This is a genomic window from Nocardia sp. BMG51109 (genome assembly GCF_000526215.1).
Classification (GTDB): Bacteria; Actinomycetota; Actinomycetes; order Mycobacteriales; family Mycobacteriaceae; genus Nocardia.
This window is the reverse complement of sequence record NZ_JAFQ01000004.1, coordinates 6,257,335-6,275,169: the sequence shown is the minus strand read 5'-3', so window position 1 is coordinate 6,275,169 and position 17,835 is coordinate 6,257,335. Positions and strand designations below refer to the sequence as shown.

Annotated in this window: 13 protein-coding genes; 5 read left to right on the top strand and 8 right to left on the bottom strand. The window is 71.8% G+C overall.

Annotated elements, in window-relative coordinates:
• Positions 1-139: 139 nt before the first annotated feature.
• Positions 140-478 (top strand): STAS domain-containing protein, encoded by a 339-nt coding sequence (locus D892_RS0129840; RefSeq protein ID WP_024804753.1) that lies wholly within the window; start codon positions 140-142, stop codon positions 476-478.
• 149 nt (positions 479-627) lie between these two features.
• Here the strand turns inward: D892_RS0129840 and D892_RS0129835 are convergent, their stop codons facing one another.
• Positions 628-1,665: an LLM class F420-dependent oxidoreductase gene (locus D892_RS0129835; RefSeq protein WP_024804752.1), complete on the bottom strand. Its 1,038-nt coding sequence runs from the start codon at positions 1,663-1,665 to the stop codon at positions 628-630.
• A 140-nt stretch (positions 1,666-1,805) separates the two neighbouring features.
• On the opposite strand from D892_RS0129835, the gene D892_RS0129830 reads away from it, so the two are divergent.
• A complete protein-coding gene (locus D892_RS0129830; protein ID WP_024804751.1) occupies positions 1,806-2,462 on the top strand; it encodes a cyclodeaminase/cyclohydrolase family protein in 657 nt (218 codons plus the stop codon).
• A 220-nt stretch (positions 2,463-2,682) separates the two neighbouring features.
• On the opposite strand, the gene D892_RS0129825 is transcribed toward D892_RS0129830, so the two are convergent.
• Positions 2,683-3,942, bottom strand: coding sequence for an alpha/beta hydrolase (locus D892_RS0129825; RefSeq protein WP_156959739.1), 1,260 nt, complete (start codon positions 3,940-3,942; stop codon positions 2,683-2,685).
• Between the two features lie 221 nt (positions 3,943-4,163).
• Between D892_RS0129825 and D892_RS0129820 the strand changes: the two genes are divergently transcribed.
• Positions 4,164-4,904, top strand: a complete 741-nt coding sequence (locus D892_RS0129820) for a L,D-transpeptidase family protein (protein ID WP_024804749.1) — start codon at positions 4,164-4,166, stop codon at positions 4,902-4,904.
• A 62-nt stretch (positions 4,905-4,966) separates the two neighbouring features.
• Here the strand turns inward: D892_RS0129820 and D892_RS0129815 are convergent, their stop codons facing one another.
• Positions 4,967-5,821 (bottom strand): bifunctional 5,10-methylenetetrahydrofolate dehydrogenase/5,10-methenyltetrahydrofolate cyclohydrolase, encoded by an 855-nt coding sequence (locus tag D892_RS0129815; protein WP_024804748.1) that lies wholly within the window; start codon positions 5,819-5,821, stop codon positions 4,967-4,969.
• A 396-nt stretch (positions 5,822-6,217) separates the two neighbouring features.
• On the opposite strand from D892_RS0129815, the gene D892_RS0129810 reads away from it, so the two are divergent.
• Both D892_RS0129810 and D892_RS0129805 read left to right on the top strand, forming a co-directional pair.
• Entirely contained in the window at positions 6,218-7,087 is an 870-nt protein-coding gene (locus tag D892_RS0129810) for an ElyC/SanA/YdcF family protein (RefSeq protein ID WP_024804747.1), read from the top strand.
• 50 nt (positions 7,088-7,137) lie between these two features.
• Positions 7,138-7,947 (top strand): putative protein N(5)-glutamine methyltransferase, encoded by an 810-nt coding sequence (locus D892_RS0129805; protein ID WP_024804746.1) that lies wholly within the window; start codon positions 7,138-7,140, stop codon positions 7,945-7,947.
• A gap of 162 nt (positions 7,948-8,109) precedes the next feature.
• Here D892_RS0129805 and D892_RS0129800 read toward each other — a convergent pair whose 3' ends face one another.
• The 5 genes from D892_RS0129800 to D892_RS42445 all read right to left on the bottom strand — a co-directional run bounded on the left by D892_RS0129800 (position 8,110) and on the right by D892_RS42445 (position 16,994).
• On the bottom strand, positions 8,110-8,610 hold the full coding sequence (locus D892_RS0129800; protein WP_232236201.1) for a DUF4232 domain-containing protein: 501 nt from the start codon (positions 8,608-8,610) through the stop codon (positions 8,110-8,112).
• A 213-nt stretch (positions 8,611-8,823) separates the two neighbouring features.
• Complete coding sequence (locus D892_RS0129790) at positions 8,824-10,050, bottom strand: cytochrome P450 (RefSeq protein WP_024804744.1); 1,227 nt, start codon at positions 10,048-10,050, stop codon at positions 8,824-8,826.
• Positions 10,051-10,061: 11 nt separating this feature from the next.
• On the bottom strand, positions 10,062-11,327 hold the full coding sequence (locus tag D892_RS0129785; RefSeq protein WP_232236200.1) for a cytochrome P450: 1,266 nt from the start codon (positions 11,325-11,327) through the stop codon (positions 10,062-10,064).
• A gap of 226 nt (positions 11,328-11,553) precedes the next feature.
• Positions 11,554-13,545, bottom strand: coding sequence for an AAA family ATPase (locus D892_RS0129780; RefSeq protein WP_024804742.1), 1,992 nt, complete (start codon positions 13,543-13,545; stop codon positions 11,554-11,556).
• Entirely contained in the window at positions 13,542-16,994 is a 3,453-nt protein-coding gene (locus D892_RS42445) for a UvrD-helicase domain-containing protein (RefSeq protein WP_084161773.1), read from the bottom strand. Before D892_RS42445 ends, D892_RS0129780 begins: the two co-directional genes overlap by 4 nt.
• Positions 16,995-17,835: the final 841 nt, after the last annotated feature.

The following is a 17,835-nucleotide window of genomic DNA, read 5'->3' as shown; positions in this document are numbered from 1 at the left end:
TATACCCGCATTTTTCGGTATCGCCGAGCGTGCGAAACGCGGACCGATTCGCCGACGATGCGGCACGGACGGCGGGTTCATGGCAGATTGTCTTGATGTGACCAACTCTTCCGGAGACGCGTATCCCCTCGCCGACGCCATGACCACCTCGGTCTCGGTGCACGACGAAGCGACCGTCCTCACGGTGGCCGGTGAGGTCGACCTGGCGACCGCCCCCGCGTTGGAGAACGCGATCGAGGCGACGCTGGGCGGCAAGCCCGCGGCCTTGATCATCGATCTGTCGCAGGTGACCTTCCTCGCCTCCGCCGGCATGGCGGCGCTCGTCGGCGCACACCAGCGAGCCGGGCAGGCGACCCGCATCGCGGTCGTCGCCGACGGCCCGGCGACGGGACGCCAGCTCAAGATGACCAATCTGGACCAGGTGTTCGCACTGCACCCGACCCTCGACGAGGCGCTGACCGACCTGCGCGGGCAGTAGGACCCGGGCCCGCCCCCGCGCGCCGGCGGCACCGGAAACCCGCCCGGCCTGCCCGGCACAGCGCCCCCGCCGTTCCGACGTGCGTTCGGCCGGAATCCACGGCGAGACCCCGGCCGAACGCGCGCCGGCATGACGGGCGAAGCGGAGGCTCAGACCAGTTCGCGCAGCTGCTCGATCAGTGCGACGCGTTCGGCCGGCGTCGCCGCCATCGGGACCACGTTCAGCACCGTGACCCCGGCCTCGCGGAACGCCGCGATGCGTTCCTTCACGAAGCCGGCCGAGCCGATCAGCGAGACATCGCGCACCAGCTCGTCGGGCACCACCGTGGCCGCGGCCTCCTTCTCCCCGGCCAGGTACAGCTCCTGGATCCGGTCGGCCTCGGCGCCGTAGCCGTACCTGGTCGCGAGGGTGTGATAGAAGTTCTTGCCCTTCGCGCCCATGCCGCCGATGTACAGCGCCAGGTGCGGCTTGACGAACTCGCGCAGGCCCTCGACGTCGTCGCCGATGGCCAGCGCCGGTCCGGCGTAGATGTCCAGCTCGCCGAGCGACGGATCGCGCCGGGCCTGCCCGGCCGCCAGCGCCTCGCCCCAGATGTCGCCGGCCCGCTCGGGCAGGAAGAAGATCGGCTGCCAGCCCTCGGCGAGTTCGGCCGCCAGCTCGACGTTCTTCGGGCCCAGCGCGGCCAGCAGCACCGGAATGCGCTCGCGGACCGGATGATTGATCAGCTTGAGCGGCTTGCCGAGCCCGGTGCCCCGCTCGGCGGGCAGCGGGATCGTGTAGTACTTGCCGTCGAATTCCAGGCGCTCGCGCCGCCACACCTTGCGGCAGATCTCGATGACCTCGCGGGTGCGGCCGATCGGCGCGTCGTAGGCCACGCCGTGGAAGCCCTCGATCACCTGCGGCCCGGAGGCGCCCAGCCCCAGCAGGAAGCGGCCGTCGGAGACGTAGTCCAGGCCCGCCGCCGTCATCGCGGTCAGCGTGGGCGTGCGGGTGTAGAGCTGCAGGATGCCCGAGGCCAGCTGCACGCGTTCGGTCTTGGCGGCCAGATAACCCAGGCCGCTGACGGCATCGTAGGAGTACGCCTCGGGCACGAAGGCGATGTCCAGGCCCGCCCGTTCCAGGTCGGCGACCTCCGCCGCCACCTCTTTGAACCCGCCCGCATAGTTGATGCCCAGTCCGATACGCATGGACCCGAACCTACCGATATTCGTGCCCGCGCGACCGCCCGGGGCGACGGCACCCGACCTCCTGCCGGGCCCGCACCGGCCCGGGCGGTACGGTTGTCGCCGTACCGTACGCCGATCACCGAAACGGGAGGCCCCGCAGCATGTCCGAGGACGCCGCGCCGACGCAGGACAGCACCACGTTCGCGGAGTCGCCGATCGGCCGGTACCTGGACGATCTGGCCGCCAAGATCCCGGCCCCCGGCGGCGGCGCGGTGGCCGCGCTGCACGCCGCGCAGGGCGCCGCCCTGGTGGCCATGGTGGCGCGCTACACCACCCGCGCCAAGGACGCCGACAACCGCCCGGTGATCGATCGGATCATCGCCGCCGCCGACGCCGCCCGTGACCGCGCCGCGGCGCTGGCCGATGCGGACGCCGCCGCCTTCACCGCCGTCGGCGCCGCCTACAAGCTGCCCAAGTCGACCGACGCCGAGAGCGCCGCGCGCGGCGAGGCCATCACCGCCGCCCTGCTGCAGGCCGCCCGGGTGCCGGCCGCCGTGGTAGCGGAGGCCGACGAGATCCTCACCCTGGCAACGGATCTGCTGCCGATCGGCAATCCCAACGTGGTCACCGACATCGGCGCCGCCGCCGACGCCGCCCGCGCCGCCGCCACCAGCTCACAGCTCAATATCGCGATCAACGTGGCCTCGCTCGGCGAGAACCACGGCGCGGAGTTCGCCCCCGCGCTGCGCACCGTCGAGGAGATCATCGCCCGCGCCGACGCCCTGCACGCCGACGTCGTCGCGGCCGTCACCGGCTGAGCCCGCGCTCGCCACCGGTCCTGGGCGGACGACACTGCCCTACTCCCAGGGCAACCGCACCGGCTGCGACCACGGGTCGCCGACTGCGGTCACCACCGACGCAGAGCTGCGGTCGTGGCCGGCACCGGTCGGCGTCATGGTTGTCACCGGACAGGGGCCGCGAGTGAGCTGGTCCACCCGGACTCCCACGCCCCGGCGCTCGGCGGGATCGTGCTGTCGCTCAGGGCTTGTCGTGGCGTTCGAGCCAGTCCAGGGTGATCTCGCGGCCGACCCGGGTGCCCGTGTTCAGCACCTCCGCATCGAATCCGTGGTCCAGGTACGGGAGTTCGACGTAGCGGTTGGTGATTCCGGCGGCGGTCAGGGTGTCGGCGAATTCGGCCGTGCGCGAGGCGAAGACGAGGTGATCGCCGCCACCGTGGAACAGCAGCGTCGGCGGGGCCGCGGGCGTCACCTGGCGCGCCGAATCGGTCGCGGCGTATCGATCCGGATGGTCCGCCACCGGACCGCCCAGGTAGGTGCGGGCGATGCGCTCGCCATCGATGCTGTCGCCCGCCGAGGCCGTCAGGTTCACCACCGGGTAGACCGCCACCACCGCCCGGATCTTCGGCACCGCCGCGACGTCGCCGCAGCTGGGCCGCAGGCGCCCGGCATTCGCCTTGTACGCCACGTTGATCGCGAGGTTGCCGCCCGCCGAGCCGCCGAAGGTGGCGACGCGGTTCGGATCCCAGTGATATTTCCCGGCATGTGCCGTCGCCCAGGTCAGCGCGCAGCCGATATCGGCGTCCTCGGTGTTCCAGCGCGGATGGTCGGCGTCCGCGAGCCGGTAGTCCACGTCGAGCACCGCGTAGCCGTGCCCGGCCAGCCAGTGGTTGTACGGCGTCGGGCCCCGGCTTCCGGCGGAGAAGCCGCCGCCGTGGATCCGCACCACCAGGGGTGCGGGGTCCGGGCCGGCCGGTGGCAGATACAGGTCGGCCCGTAGCGGCTGCCCCTCGATCGTGGCGTAGGTGACGGTCTGATCCGGCGATCTGCCCGCCGCCACCAGCGGCAGCGGCGCGAACGGCAGCCAGGTGCCGGTCGCGTCGTGCGCCGACACCGCCAGGCCCACGCTGGTGACCACGCACATCACCAATCCGACCGCGGTCATCGACACCACCGAACCGGACGGCCAGCTGCCCCGGACCCGCACCGCGAACAGCGCCGCGACCACCGCGGCGCCGGCCAGCACCACATTCCAGGAACCGAGCCAGTCGCGAACCCAGCCCACGCCGAGCACCACGAGTTGCACGAAGCCCATCCGGAGCACCGGAACCGTCCAGGACACCGGCATCAGGGCGAGCAGCTGGGCGAGCATCGTGTAGATCCCGAGCAGCGCCGCGAGCGCCAGCAGCGGGATCCGGATCGGTGACCACCGTGACCTCGGCCGAGGCTCGGGCTCGACGATCTCCGTGACAGCATCCGTCTCCCGCGCACCCGGCAACACGATCCCCGATGCTACGGACAGCCCGGCCGGAGCGCGCACCGGGATGCCCGGTATGTCCGGTTACCCCCGGCCGTACCGGGTATACGCTTAACAGACCAACCGCCACCGGAGACATTGCGACAGGCCGCATTTTGATTACGAACCGAGCACCATCCGGCGACGTGGATGATCATGAAGTTCTGACATCTCACAAACCACACCGCCTCGAAGGGGGTGGAGCCATGCGGAACACGATTCGGCATTTGTTCCTGGCATTGGTGATCGCGACGCTCGCCGCGGTCACATCTGGTACGGCGGCAGCGGTGACGGTGGCACCGCGGCCCCTGCCCGTACAGTCGATCTCGCCGGCCGGCGGCGCACTCGTCGGCATCGCCCACCCGGTGACCGTCCGGTTCGCCGCACCGGTCGCCGACCGGGCCCGGGCCGAGCGGTCGGTCTCCGTCGGCGACCTGAACGGCACGTTCAGCTGGCACGGCGACAGCGAATTGGTATGGCAGCCCACCGGATTCCTGCCCGCCGACACACCGCTGACGGTCACCGTGGGCAACGTCCACTCGGATTTCCGCACCAACGGCGGCACCACCGCCGACGCCGACATGTCCGCGCACACCTTCACCGTGAACGTCCCGGGTGAGGGCTCGCGGGTGATCCCGGCGTCGATGGGTAAGCCCGGCCGCGAGACTCCGGTCGGCACGTTCCCGGTGATCGAGAAGGATCGGAGCATCACGTTCGATTCCCGCACCATCGGCATTCCGCTCAGCGATCCGGAGGGCTATCTGCTCGACGGCGAATACGCCGAGCGGCTGACCTGGGGCGGGGTATTCGTGCACTCCGCGCCGTGGTCGGTCGATTCGCAGGGCTACGAGAATGTCAGCCACGGCTGCATCAATCTGCCCCCGGACGACGCCGCGTGGTACTACGACAACGTCAGCGTCGGGGATCCGGTGACGGTGCACTGGTGATCTCCGCGGATACCGGCCGGTGACCGGCACCCGCCGGGGACCTGCGCGATGACCGGCGGGAGTTACGCCGAGCGGGCGGCCTCCGCCGCCAGCACGACGTGCCGCATCAGCAGTGCGGTGGTCACCGGGCCGACGCCGCCCGGCACCGGGCTCAGCGCCGCGGCCTTCCCGCGCACCGACTCCGGGTCCACGTCGCCGACGATGCCGCCGTCCGGGCCCTCGTTGGTGCCGACATCGAAGACCACCGCGCCCTCGCGGACGTGCGCACCGGTGATCAGTCTCGCGCGGCCCACCGCCGCGACCACGACGTCGGCGGCCGCGGTCACGGCCGGCAGGTCGGCCGTGCGCGAATGACATACGGTCACGGTCGCGTTCTCCGCCAGCATCAGCTGGGCCAGCGGCTTGCCCACCACGTTCGAGCGGCCCACGATTGCGACATGCCGACCGGCCAGCGGAATGTCGTGATGCTTCGCCAGCGCCACGACGGCCTCCGCCGTGGCCGGCGGGAATCCGGGCAGGCCGGCGCCGAGCAGGCCCAGCGACAGCGGGCTCACTCCGTCGACATCCTTCGCCGCGGCGATGGCGACGCTGACGTCGTTCAGCTCCACGCCGGACGGCAGCGGGGTCTGCAGCATCACGGCGTCGACGGCCGCGTCGGCGCTCAGCCGGGCCAGCTCCGCGCGAATCGTGTCGGCGGCGGCATCCGCGCCCAGATCGACGGTGTCGCAGTCGATTCCGAGCCGCTGCGCGGCCCGGCGAAGTGACTTCACATACCAGCCGCTGGCCGGATCGTCGTTGGCGACCACCAGCACCAGGCGCGGCGCGGCGCTCTTCTCGGTGAGCGCGCCGACGCGCCGTTCGGTGTCGGCGTTCAGGGCGGCGGCGGTTTCCTTACCGGTCAGCGAAGTCGTGTCCACGGCCTCCCACCTTAACGGTCGCCGGACCGGGCGCCGCGCGGCAGGCACATCCACCATCCCGCATCCACCGGGCGTCCTGTTCGCGTCACGGCCCTGCCCGCGCCGACCGGCTGCACCGTCCCGGCCGACGGGCCGATCCGCCGCGGTCGTTCGCTCGAGAAATGGCCTACCGGCGGAAACGGATCACCCCGAGCGGGCCCCGTCCGATACCCGTCGGCACATATGTGCCGTCCGCTCCGATTCGCCGCTCGCGCCTCCGTGTTACATCCAGAATTGTCACACCCGGAAATCCTCGCCGGGTGCGGTGGCCGACCGTATTGTGGGCTCGACCGCGCTCTAGACAATTGCCAGCAAACCACGTGCGTGACCCATTCGCTCGGAAAGGTGTCGACTGCAGTGACAATCGCAAGGCGTCTCCGGTTCGCCGTCGCCACATCGGCGGCCGCTCTCATACTCGCCGGACCCGCCGTGACCACGGCGACCGCCGCCGACGGCCCGGCCCTCTACAACTCCGCCCAATCCAACTTCTCCAACGGCAACGAGGCCGCCGGCCTCGGTGACCTGCGGCAACTACTCGACGACACGCCCGACGACGGCCAGGCGCTCGCGCTGCAGGCCATCTGGTCGGACTACGCCGGCGACCTGGTCACCCGGGAGGCCGCGCTGAACCGGCTGGGCGCCATCGACGGCGGCATGGCCCAGGGCACCCGGAACCTGCTGGGGGCCGTCACCGCCGCGGTCGGCACGCTGCCGAATCCGCTGCCGGCGCTGGTCGGCCCGCAAACCGGGATCGCGGTGCTCGGCTACGGCCTGCTGCCGGACGGTTCACTGCGGCCCGAGCTGGTGGACCGGCTGACGGCGGCCTGGCTGCAGGCGATCGCCGCGCCCGCGTCGCCGATCGTGGTCACCGGCGGCAACCCGCAGAACGGCGTTCCCGAGGCGGTCGCGATGGCGGGCTGGCTGATCGGCCACGGCATTCCCGCCAACCGGGTGCTGGTGGAGGACAGGGCCGGATCGACGGTGCAGAACGCGCTGTTCAGCACGCGGATGCTGCGCGACGCCGGCGCCACCAGCACGGTGGTGGTGACCTCGCCGAACCACATCCGCCGCGCGGTCGCCGATTTCATGGTCGCGGGACTCCCGGTGGTCGGCGCGATGACCTCGACCGATCAGCTGGTGTCCCAGCTACCGCCGCCGAACCGGGCCGCGCAGCGCGGCATCTACCTCGACGCCACCCGCACGTTCCTGCTACCGACCTCCCGGTGAACCCCGTGACCGGGCGATAACCGCTCGACCGCCCACCGCACAATGGGCAAGTGATCGAAATCGACCTCGACACCGTCGTCACCGCGCTGCGCGGCGCCGGCTGCGTCTTCGCCGAGGAGGAGGCCGCGCTGCTCACCGGCGCGGCCTCCTCCCCCGCGGAACTCGAATTGCTGGTGGCGCAACGGATCTCCGGCATACCGCTGGAACACCTGTTGGGCTGGGCGGAGTTCCGCGGGCTGCGGGTGGCGGTGGGACCGGGGGTGTTCGTGCCCCGGCAGCGCACCGGATTCCTCGTCGAGCAAGCGGTTCGCCTGGGCCGCAGCGGTTCCGGCGGCACCCGGGTCGTGGTCGACCTGTGCTGCGGGTGCGGAGCGCTCGGGCTCGCCGCGGCGACGGAGTTGGCGCGGAACGGAATTCGCGTGCACCTGACGGCGAGCGATATCGAGCCCGCCGCCGTCGCCTGTGCCCGCCGCAATCTCGCACCGCTGTCCGCCCACGTCTACCAGGGCGACCTTTTCGACCCCCTCCCCGCCGCACTGGCCGGGCACGTGGACATTCTGATCGCCAACACCCCCTACGTGCCCACCCCTATGATCGCTCGAATGCCGCCCGAGGCCCGCGACCACGAACCCCGGTACGCCCTGGACGGCGGTCCCGACGGTCTCGACATCGTCCGCCGAGTGGCCACCGAGGCCGCCGCATGGCTCGCGCCGGGCGGCAGCGTCCTGGTCGAGTCGAGCGAGGAACAGGCCGATAGCGCCATGGAAATTTTTGCCCGCCACGGACTTACGGCTTTCGTCAGGGAATCCGAAGCGCTCTACGCCACCGCCGTCATCGGCATGCGGCGTCGAGACCTCTGATCTGCCACCGAGATCCCGTCGTCCCCCTCGTCGAGGCATCCCTCGCGAGACCGCCACCCGCCGGACCGACGCGAACAGGCCCCTGCACGCCGGTGTGCAGGGGCCTGTTCTTCAGATCCTTCGAGCTGCCCCCGGAACGAGGCGGTGCACCCGGTTCGCCGGTCAGGCCGGGCGCAGCGGGCCGACGAAGGTGCCCGGGTGGGTGGCCGCGTCCTGGCGCTGCACGCTCAGGCCCGGCGTCCACGGCACCTCGAGCTGGGTGGTGGTGTCCGGCGGGGTGACCACGATCTTTTCCGGCGTCCAGCCCTGCGAGCCCTGTGCCAGGTAGGTGACGACGCTGCTCACGGCGTGGCCGGGCGCCACCGACACGGGTGCGAAACCGGTCTCCTGACGGGGCAGGGAGTAGGTGGGTCCGAAGGCCGGGTCGTCGGGGCCGACCAGGTCCACGCCCGGGAAGCCCTGCACCAGGCACGGCTGCGGCGAGGTGTTGGTGAGGACGATCGACAGTTCGTTCTGGCCGTCGGGGTTCGGCGCCGCGTCCTGCCGGGTGGTCGCGTTCAGCATGTCGGCCGCGCAGATCGGCGCCTGCGCGGAGCCGACCGCCGGGACCAGGAACATCGCCGGAACGGCCGCCGCCGCGACCGCCATCGCTCGCCTCATCATCACCGTCATCATGCCTCTCCGCACGCGCCGTCTCACAAGATCTTTCGTCGCACACTATGCCATCCGGGCAGTGCCGGTGCGGCTCGCCCGCACGACCTACCCTCGGGCGCGCCGGAAGGCCCCCACCGACCGCGTACCGGTCCATTCCGAATCCCCCTCGGCGCCCGGAGAATTCATCGTCGAACCGGGCAGCCGCCGCCGAACCCCCGCCACCTAGTTCAGCAGCACCGGCAGCGCCGTGTGGCCGTTGGAGATGAAGCTGCCGACCGGCACCAGATCCTTCGGATCCGTGGCGAAGCGCAGGTTCGGGAACCGCTCGAACAGCTCCGGGAGCGCGATCGAGGCCTCCATCCGGGCCAGCGGCGCGCCGATGCAGTGATGCGCGCCGTAGCCGAACGCGACGTGCTGGTCCTTGGTCTTGCGACGCACATCGAACTGATCGGTGGTGTCGCCGTGGATCTTCGGGTCCCGGCTGGCACCGGCGTAGGAGGCGAGAATCGCGTCGCCCTTGGGGATCCGGTGGCCGCCGTCGATCTCGATGTCCTCGACGGCGTAGCGCAGCGGCAGGTGCGCGACCGGCGCCTGGTAGCGCAGCGACTCGTCCACCACATCAGCCCAGGGCACCTCGCCGGACACGACGGCGGCGCGCTGCTCGGGGTGGGTCAGCAGGGCGGTGATCGCCTGGTCGAGCAGGTTCACCGTGGTCTCGTGGCCGGCGTTGATCACCAGCATCAGCGTGTCGACCAGTTCCTTCTCGGTCAGCTGCGAGCCGTCGTCCTCGGCGCGGGTGGTGATCAGCACGCTGGTCACGTCGTCACCGGGGTGCCCGCGCCGATAGTCGACGAGTTCGCTGACCAGCCGGAACATTTCGGCATGGTTCGCCTGCGCCTGCTCGGGGGTGAACGAGGTGTCGAAGAAGCCGTCCACGCACTTGTGCATCGGCGCGCCGAGATGCTCCGGCACGCCCATCAGTTCGGTGATCGCCCGGATCGGGACCGGGTAGGCGTACCGGGTACGCAGGTCGGCCACCTCGCCGGGCGGCAGCGCCGCCAGGTCGTCGAGCAGTTCGGTGATGAGCTCCTCGATCCGCGGCCGCAGCGCGGCGGTGCGGCGGTGGGTGAACGCCGGCGACACCAGCTTGCGCAGCCGCCGATGTTCCTTGCCGTAGGCGGTGAACATGTTGTCCACGGCCACCCACGGCAGCAGCGGCCACGACTCGGTGATCTCGCCGTTGCCGAACGCCGCCCAGTGCTGCCGCGGATCCTTCGACACCCGGGGGTCGGCCAGCAGGCTCCGCAGCACCGCCTGATCGGTGACCGACCACGCGGGCACGCCGCCGGGCATGAGCACCTCCACCACGGGCCCCCGCTCCCGGATCCGGGCCGATTCGCCCTGGATATCGGTACCGGTCAGGTCCAGAACGATCGGATCGTGCGCCATCGGATACTCCTTTACGCCAGGTTCAACGGAGGTGATGCCGGGAAGACGACCGGAAGCGCCGTCATGGCCCGGTGGAACGGACCCGGGCGCCAGACGATGTCACCGCGGGTTCCGGATAGCCGGAGCTCGGGTAGGGCGTCGAGTAGCTGATCGATGGCGTCCTGGGCGACCAGGTAGGCCACCGACTTCGCGGGGCAGGCGTGCGGCCCGGCACTCCAGGCCAGGTGCGAGCGATTGCCGGTGCGATCGCCCCCGGCGATGGCCGGGTCGTTGTTGCACCCCGCGAGGCTGATCACGACGGGGCGGTGCGCGGGCAGCCACACGTTGTCGATCAGGATCGGCTGGCGCGGGAAGGTGATGGAGAAGTTCGCCATCGGCGGGTCGTTGAACAAGACCTCGTCGAGCGCGTCGCGGGTGGACATGCTGCCGCCGAGCATGTCGCCGGCGAACCGGTCGTCGGTCAGCATCAGCAGCAGCGTGTTGGCGATGAGGTTCTGCATCGGCTCGAGGCCCGCGCCGTAGAAGCTGATCAGGTTGTAGAGCATCTCCTCGTCGGTCAGCTCGGCCCGATGGTGGGCCAGCCGCGAGGTCACGTCGTCGCTGTGGTCGGCGCGCCGCATGGCGACCAGCTCCATCAGCGCCTCGGACAGGTGCTGCATGCCCCAGGCCGCGTTGACCGTGTCGAACAGCGCGGCCATCCCGGCGGCGACCCGCTGCCCGAGCTCGGTCGAGCAGCCGACCATCCGGTTCAGCGCCTCGAAGACGAGCGGAAACGCGTACTGCGACACCAGATCCGCCGAACCCGACTCGCAGAAGCCGTTGATCAGCGGCACCGCGATCTGTTCCACCGTGGTGTGCAGCGCGTGCAGGTCGATGCCGTCGATGGCCGTGACGTAGGCCTGCCGGTACCGGGCATGGACGGAGCCGGAGTTGCGCAGGGCGTTGGGGTACCACTGCATCATCGGCCGCACCGGGCAGTCCTCCGGCACGGTCTCCTGCCAGGACCGCGGATCGGCCGGGAAATGGTCGGGGTCGTTGAGGATTCGCAGCGCCGTGCGGTACCCGATCACCAGCGTCGCGGGCACCCCGGGCGACAGTTCGATGGGCACCATCGAGCCGTGCTGCCTGCGCATCGCGCGGTAGAAACCGTGCGGATCCGCGGCGAACTCGGGAGTGTCCAGCAGGGCGCGTGGTTCGTCGGAATCGATGGGAGACCCCTGGACCGAATACCTTCCGGTCGGGACAGCCTGCGGGCCGGACGGCACTGCAGAATTCACCTCACAACCATTGCAGCACAACAGGCTTCGCGCGGATCCGCACGAAGCCTGCCTGATCGACAAAACTACACCCGCCGGAAAAGGACCGGACGGCCGCTTCAGGTTAGCAGCAGTGGTACGAATTCTCTCTCGATTACGCAGCGGCCCTTGGAAACTCGTCCGTTCGAGGATCCGTACCCTAAACTATGCCCATCGGCTATCACATGCCGGAGGGCTCCGTCGCCCGTTATGCCCGCAGGCCGCTGGCGCGCAGCACGCGACGCGCGATCCCCGCCCGGATGGCCTCCTCGGTGCCGATGATGCGGGCGTGGTGGCGGGCCCGGGTGATCGCGGTGTACAGCAGTTCCCGGGTGAGCAGCGTGGATTCGGGTCCGGGCAGCACCACCGACACCGTGCCGTACTGGCTGCCCTGGCTGCGGTGGATGGTCATGGCGTAGACGGTGGTGACGCCCGGGAACTGGGTGGGGTGCACCAGGTACGGTTCGGCGCCGCGCTGCAGGGCCGCGCGCAGCGCCCCGTCGGACGCCCGGACGATCACCCCCGTATCGCCGTTGTAGATGCGGGCCTCGTGATCGTTCGCGGTGATCAGCAGCGGCTGCCCCGGAAACCACTGGCCCACACCCGGTTCGGTGCCGATTCCGGCGGCGGCCACCCAGCCCGCCGCCAGCCGGTCCCAGCGCTCCACGCCGAACTGCCCCTGGCGATGGGCACACAGCAGGCGATGCGATTCCATCGCCGCCAGCGCTCCCGCCGCCTCCCCGTGTTCGGCCGCCGCCGTCGCCTCCCGTGCCGCGCGGACCACGTCGCCGCGCACCTCGGCGGTGTCGTCGGGGGCCCGCAGCGACAGCTCGTCGCCACCGTCGGACAGCAGCGCCAGCGCCGTCTCCGCATCGCCGGCCCGGACCGCGACCGCGAGCTCCGCGATCCGGCCCCCGAACCGGCGGCCACGGGTGAGCCGGACGATGCCGCCGCGCAGGCGGTCCCGCTCGCGGGCGGTGAGCACATCGGGGTGGGCGGGCGCGTCGGCGCGGTTTCCGTCCGGCCGCGCACCGGCGACACCAGTGACACCGGCGACACCGTCGCCACCAGTGACACCGTCGACACCTGTGACACCGCCGGCACCGGCGGCGCCCTCGGCACCGGCGAGGATGCGGTCCAGCATCGGATTCGGTTCCGCCACCACGGGTCCCGCGACCAGATCGGCGAGCACGGCGCCGGCATCCACCGAGGCCAGCTGGTCCGGATCGCCGACCAGGACCAGCCGGGTGTCCGGGCGCAGCGCCGGGAGCAGGCGGCTCATCATCGTCAGCGACACCATCGAGGTCTCGTCGACGACGACGATGTCGTACGGGAGCCGGTTGAACTCGTGATGGCGGAAGCGGGTGGCGCCGCCGCGCTGCCAGCCCAGCAGCCGGTGCAGCGTGGCGGCGGTCAGTTCCGGCAGGTCCAGGTCGGCGGCCTGCTCGCGCACCGATTCCTGCAGGCGCGCAGCGGCCTTGCCGGTCGGCGCGGCGAGCGCGATCCGCAGCGCGGGCGCACCGGGGGCGGCCCGCTGATGGGCCTCCAGCAGCGCCAGGATGCGGGCGATGGTGTGCGTCTTACCCGTTCCCGGGCCGCCGGCCACCACGGTCGTCCAGTGCGTGGCCGCCAGCGCCGCGGCCACCCGCTGCCGGTCCGGCGGGTCGTCCGGTCCCGCCGTGTGCGGGAACAGCCGATCCAGTTGCCGCCGAACGGTTTCCGGGTCGACGAGCGGATGGCTCGCGGCGCGCTCGGTGAGCACGCGGCGGATGGTCTGCTCCTGCCGGTAGTACCGGTCGAGGTACAGCAGCGGGCCGGAGCCGTCCGGTTCGACGAGTCGCAGCGGCCGCAGCGGTCCCGCGGGGCCGCCCTGCACCAGCGGGCTGTCCCGCAGCGCGCCCAGCACCGCATCGACCTCGGGCCACGGCAGCGTCGCCGGATCGATCGCCTCCGGATCCGTGGTGTCGAATCCCTCACCGTCCACGCCGATCTCGTGCATCCGACGCAGCTCGAGGCATACCGAACCGGAGCGCACGGCCCGCACCGCGAGCGCCGCGGCCAGCAGCACCGGCTCCGCCTCCTCCCGGCCCAGCCGGCCCAGCCGCAGCGCGACGTGCACGTCGGCCGCCGACAGCACCCCGGCGTCGTTGAACGTGCGCAGCAGCCCGGTCGCCCGCTGCGCCGACTGGATGGCGGTCATCGCTGCTCCCCGGCCAGCAGCAGCGACAGCTCCTCGATCAGCGCGACCGGCGGATCCCAGTCGAACACGCCGCAGCCGGGCGGGGTGTCCGGTCCGATCATGCCGCGCACGAACAGGTAGCCGATGCCGCCCAGATGCCGTTCGGGGGCATAGCCCGGCAGGCGCCAGCGCAGGAAGCGGTGCAGGGCAGCGGCATACAGCAGGGCCTGCAGCGGATAGTGCGAGCGCATCATCTCGGCCGCCATCCGGTCGCGGGTGTAGTGGGCGACGGTGAGTTCGTCGGTGCCCAGCCGGTTGGTCTTGTAGTCGACGACGACGAAACGCGGGCCCGGAAGGCGCAGGACGGCGTCGATACTGCCGGTGAGATAGCCTCGCAGCACCGTATCGTCGAGCGCCTCGAGCTGGTCGGCGTATCCGGCGAACGGGTCGCCGGCGGGCAGGTGGCGGCGCAGCAGCCCGGCCACCGCGCGCAGGCCGACCCGGCCGGCGCGGGGGGTGTCGCCGCCGGCGAGGGGCAGTTCGAAATCCAGTTCGTTGAGCCGGTCGCGGCCGGCGACGTCGGCGAGGCAACCGTCTCCGATCGGCGTGCGCAGCACCGCCAGCAGCGCCGTCGCCAGCGCGTCCGGATCGATATCCGCCATCAGCTCGTCGATGGCGTGGGCGCAGCGCGCGCGCACCTCGGCGCCCAGATCGGGCGCGTCGGTGTCCACCGTCTCCAGGACGCCGTGCACCAGGGTGCCGAAGTCCGCACCGTAGGGCAGATCGTTCATCAGCGACGGCGCCGCGCCGCCGTCGGCGGTGTCGGCGGTGTCGCTGCCCTCGAGGACGGCCGGTGTCTCCGGTTCGTCGGAGCCCCCGGGCGTTTCGCCGGGGACCACGTGGAGGTCGTGCGCGGCCGCGGTGAGCGCCGAGTACGACGTGCGCCGCCAGTCGGCGTCCACCGCCCGATCGAAGACGGCGGCCGCCAGTTCGCCGGACCCGGCCTCGGCGCGATCCCACCGCGGCCGGACCTCGGGTATCCGCCGCACCGGCTCCACGCCGATCAGCCCCGGGCCCGCCGACGCCGCCCAGGCCGAAAGCTGTTCCCGCACGGCCTCGTCCGTCGGCACCTCGCTCTTGCCGGGCACCTCGGCACTGCCCGGCAACCGGCCCATGACCATCCGGTGCAGGGGCGCGAAGGCCGTGCCGTAGGTGGGCGCCCACCACGCCACCACCTGGCATTGCGCCCGGGTCAGCGCGACGTACAGCAGCCGCAGTTCCTCCCCGGACTCCTCGGCCTCGCTGCGGCGCTTGCGCTCGCCGTACCCGGGCGCGTCCGGACCGCCGACGTCGAGGACCCGCTCGTCGCCGTCGTGGAACAGCAGCGTCACCGGATACGGATTCTTCGCGTTGTCCCACGCGAACGGCAGGTACACCACCGGGAACTCCAGTCCCTTACTGGCATGCACCGTGGCGATCTGGACCGCCGCCGCGTCGCGGTCCAGCCGGCGGCTGCGGTCGGATACCGCGCCCGACGCCGGATCTCGCACCCGATCGGCCAGCCACCGGGTCAGGGCGGTCAGGCCGAGCGACTCCCGCAGCGCCACCCGATCCAGCAGCTGCGCGATGTGGCGCAGGTCGGTGAGCTGTCGTTCGCCGCCCGCCACCGCGAGCAGCCGCGGCGCGAGTTCCGTTTCGGCCGCGAGCTTTTCGAACACCGCGGCGAATCCGGCGCGGCCGAACAGCCGGGCGGCCTCGCGCAGCTGGGTGCTGGTCCGCCCGACCAGATCCGCTCCGCCGGTGTCGATCTCGGCCGCCGACAGCCCGAGCAACGGCGTGCAGGCCGCCAGCCGGACCCGGTCGGCGCGGTGCGGTTGCTCCAGCGCCCGCAGCAGCCACAGCCAGTCGACAGCGCTGCGGGTGCCGAACACGCTTGCGCCGCCGGCCAGCACCGACGCCACGCCGACCCGGTCGAGGGCGGCGCGCACCACGTCGATCTGCGAGCGGGTGCGGACCAGGACGGCGACATCGCCGGGGCCCACCGGCGTGTCGTCGATGTGGGTGCCCGATTCGAGCAGGCTCGCGATATCGGCGGCCACGTCGTCGGCGACCCGGGCCCGCTGACGGCCGACCGCCGGGAAGCCCGCGCCGTTGCGCGGTCCCGCACCGGTGCGCTCGAAACACCGCAGCCGCAACGGAATCGGCTCGTCGACGGTCCCGGACAGCCGAGTGTGCGGACGCACCGCCGCCACCGGCGGAACCGTGATCTCCTTGTGTCCCAGGGCCGCACCGCCCAGCACATGTTCCAGCGCGCCCAGCAGTCCGGCGTCGCTGCGCCGATTCGTGGTCAGCTCGCGGCGGGTGTCCGCGTGCGCCACCGCGTCCAGGTAGCTCAGCACCTCGGCGCCGCGGAAGGCGTAGATGGCCTGCTTCGGATCGCCGACCAGGACGAGCGTGGTGTGGCCGTGGAACACCCGCCGCAGGATGTCCCACTGCAACGGGTCGGTGTCCTGGAACTCGTCCACCAGCGCCACCCGGTAGCGTTCCCGGATCCGGCGGCGGGCCCGCTCGCCGTGTGCCGGGTCGGCGAGCACGTCGTGCAGCAGCACCAGCAGATCGTCGAAGTCGCGGATGCCCGAGAGGCGTTTGCGCCGTTCGGTTTCCGCCCGCACGGCCGCGGCGAACGCGACCCGCTCGGCGGCCGGGTCGTCACCGATCTCCTCGTCGGGCGCCAGCCGCGCGTGCCGGTCGTTGACCGCCGCGATGGCCAGCCGATGCGCCTCCTTCACCGAGAACGGCGGGCCGCCGCGCGCGTACCGGGCCAGGAACAGGTCGTCGGCGACGGTGGCAACCAGATCGTCGACGTTCTCCACCAGGCGCACCCGCGGATCGCGTTCGCCGGCCAGGCCCAGCTCGTCGAGCATGCGCTGGCAGAAGCTGTGCGTGGTGGCGATGGTGCCGGAGTCGAAATCCGACAGCGCCGACAGCAGCCGCGCCCGCCGGCGCCCGGCCTCCGCCGGATCGCCCGCCGCCAGATGCCGGATCAGCTCGTCGTCGCTGTCGCGCGCCACCGCCGGGTCCGCCAGCGCCGCCGCCACCGCGACGAACTTGTCCCGCGTCCGCTCCCGCAGCTCCTGCGTCGCCGCCCGGCTGAACGTCACCAGCAGCAACTGCGAGACATCGACCCCCGCCTCGGCCACGAACCGCACCGCCAGCCCGACGATGGCGTAGGTCTTCCCGGTTCCCGCACTAGCCTCCAGCACCGTGGTCCCGGCCGGCAACGGCCCGCACAGCTCGAACCGCTCCCCCGCATCGCCGGATCGTGCGGCGTCACCCTCGCTTCCGACCGCCCGCGCGTGCCCCTGCGCCTCCGGCAGGACCGCCGCCGGAGTGTGCGAACCGACGCCGGACGCGCGAACCGAATCCGCTGCGATATCCGGGTCGTCCACGGACACAACAGCTTCCGGCATCGAGGGCGCTCCGAGGCTCGCTTCCGAGCCCGCTGTTGCCGCCACGTCGGCGGCTACCGCCGCAGCATCGGCCCCGGGACGACCGGCGCGTTCCCGCGCCGGCGTCGAGATCTCGGACACGGCGCGGGCGGTTGCACGCGTCGCGCACCCCTCCTCCGTGTGGTCGGCCGTCGGCGTTCCGGCGGCGCCGGAGGAACGTCCCGCAGCGGACTCCGGCCCATCCGAACGGGCGGGCGAGTCCGGAAAATCCAGTCTCCCACCGGTATCGGATGCCACGACAGCGGCATCATCCGGGCGGGAATCCCGCACCGGCGCACCGATTTCGGGCACACCAGGTGCGCCGGCCGGGCAGCCATCGGTGGCACCCCGCTCCGATACTCCCGGCTCGTCCGGACGCGAGGGCACAGTGTGCGGGCCGGTCGGCGGCGTGCAGACCGAGTCCGCATCACCGGACGAATCGCGCACCGCCGTACCACCATCGTCGCTCGGGCCGTGTTCGCGATCGCCGGCCGTGAGTTCCGCGTCATCGGATTCCGGCGAATCTGCCACGAGTGCAACAGTTTCGGCGGCATCGGCCGGTTCGCCGGCCGATCGTGGCTCGGATGCGCTCGCCGCGCCCGCGGCCGAAACGGGCCCATCGGCCGCGCGGGCGCGATTGTCGTCCGGTTCGGTGTTCGTATCGCGCGAGCCGGCGTCCGGGGCATTCGGAGGGGCCGGTGGGGCGAGGGAACCGGGGTCGAAAAGATCGGCGGTTTCGGCCGAGGGCGGGTCGTGTCGCTCCGCGGGGGCCGTGCGGGGGCGGCGGCGCGGGCGCGGGGCGGGCTCCAGGTCGGTGAGGGAG

Coding starts and splice junctions, on each gene's coding strand:
- D892_RS0129840 (WP_024804753.1), top strand. CDS start 140: ATGACCACCTCGGTCTCGGTGCACGACGAAGCGACCGTCCTCACGGTG.
- D892_RS0129835 (WP_024804752.1), bottom strand. CDS start 1,665: ATGCGTATCGGACTGGGCATCAACTATGCGGGCGGGTTCAAAGAGGTG.
- D892_RS0129830 (WP_024804751.1), top strand. CDS start 1,806: ATGTCCGAGGACGCCGCGCCGACGCAGGACAGCACCACGTTCGCGGAG.
- D892_RS0129820 (WP_024804749.1), top strand. CDS start 4,164: ATGCGGAACACGATTCGGCATTTGTTCCTGGCATTGGTGATCGCGACG.
- D892_RS0129800 (WP_232236201.1), bottom strand. CDS start 8,610: ATGATGAGGCGAGCGATGGCGGTCGCGGCGGCGGCCGTTCCGGCGATG.
- D892_RS0129790 (WP_024804744.1), bottom strand. CDS start 10,050: ATGGCGCACGATCCGATCGTTCTGGACCTGACCGGTACCGATATCCAG.
- D892_RS0129780 (WP_024804742.1), bottom strand. CDS start 13,545: ATGACCGCCATCCAGTCGGCGCAGCGGGCGACCGGGCTGCTGCGCACG.
- D892_RS42445 (WP_084161773.1), bottom strand. CDS start 16,994: ATGCCGGAAGCTGTTGTGTCCGTGGACGACCCGGATATCGCAGCGGAT.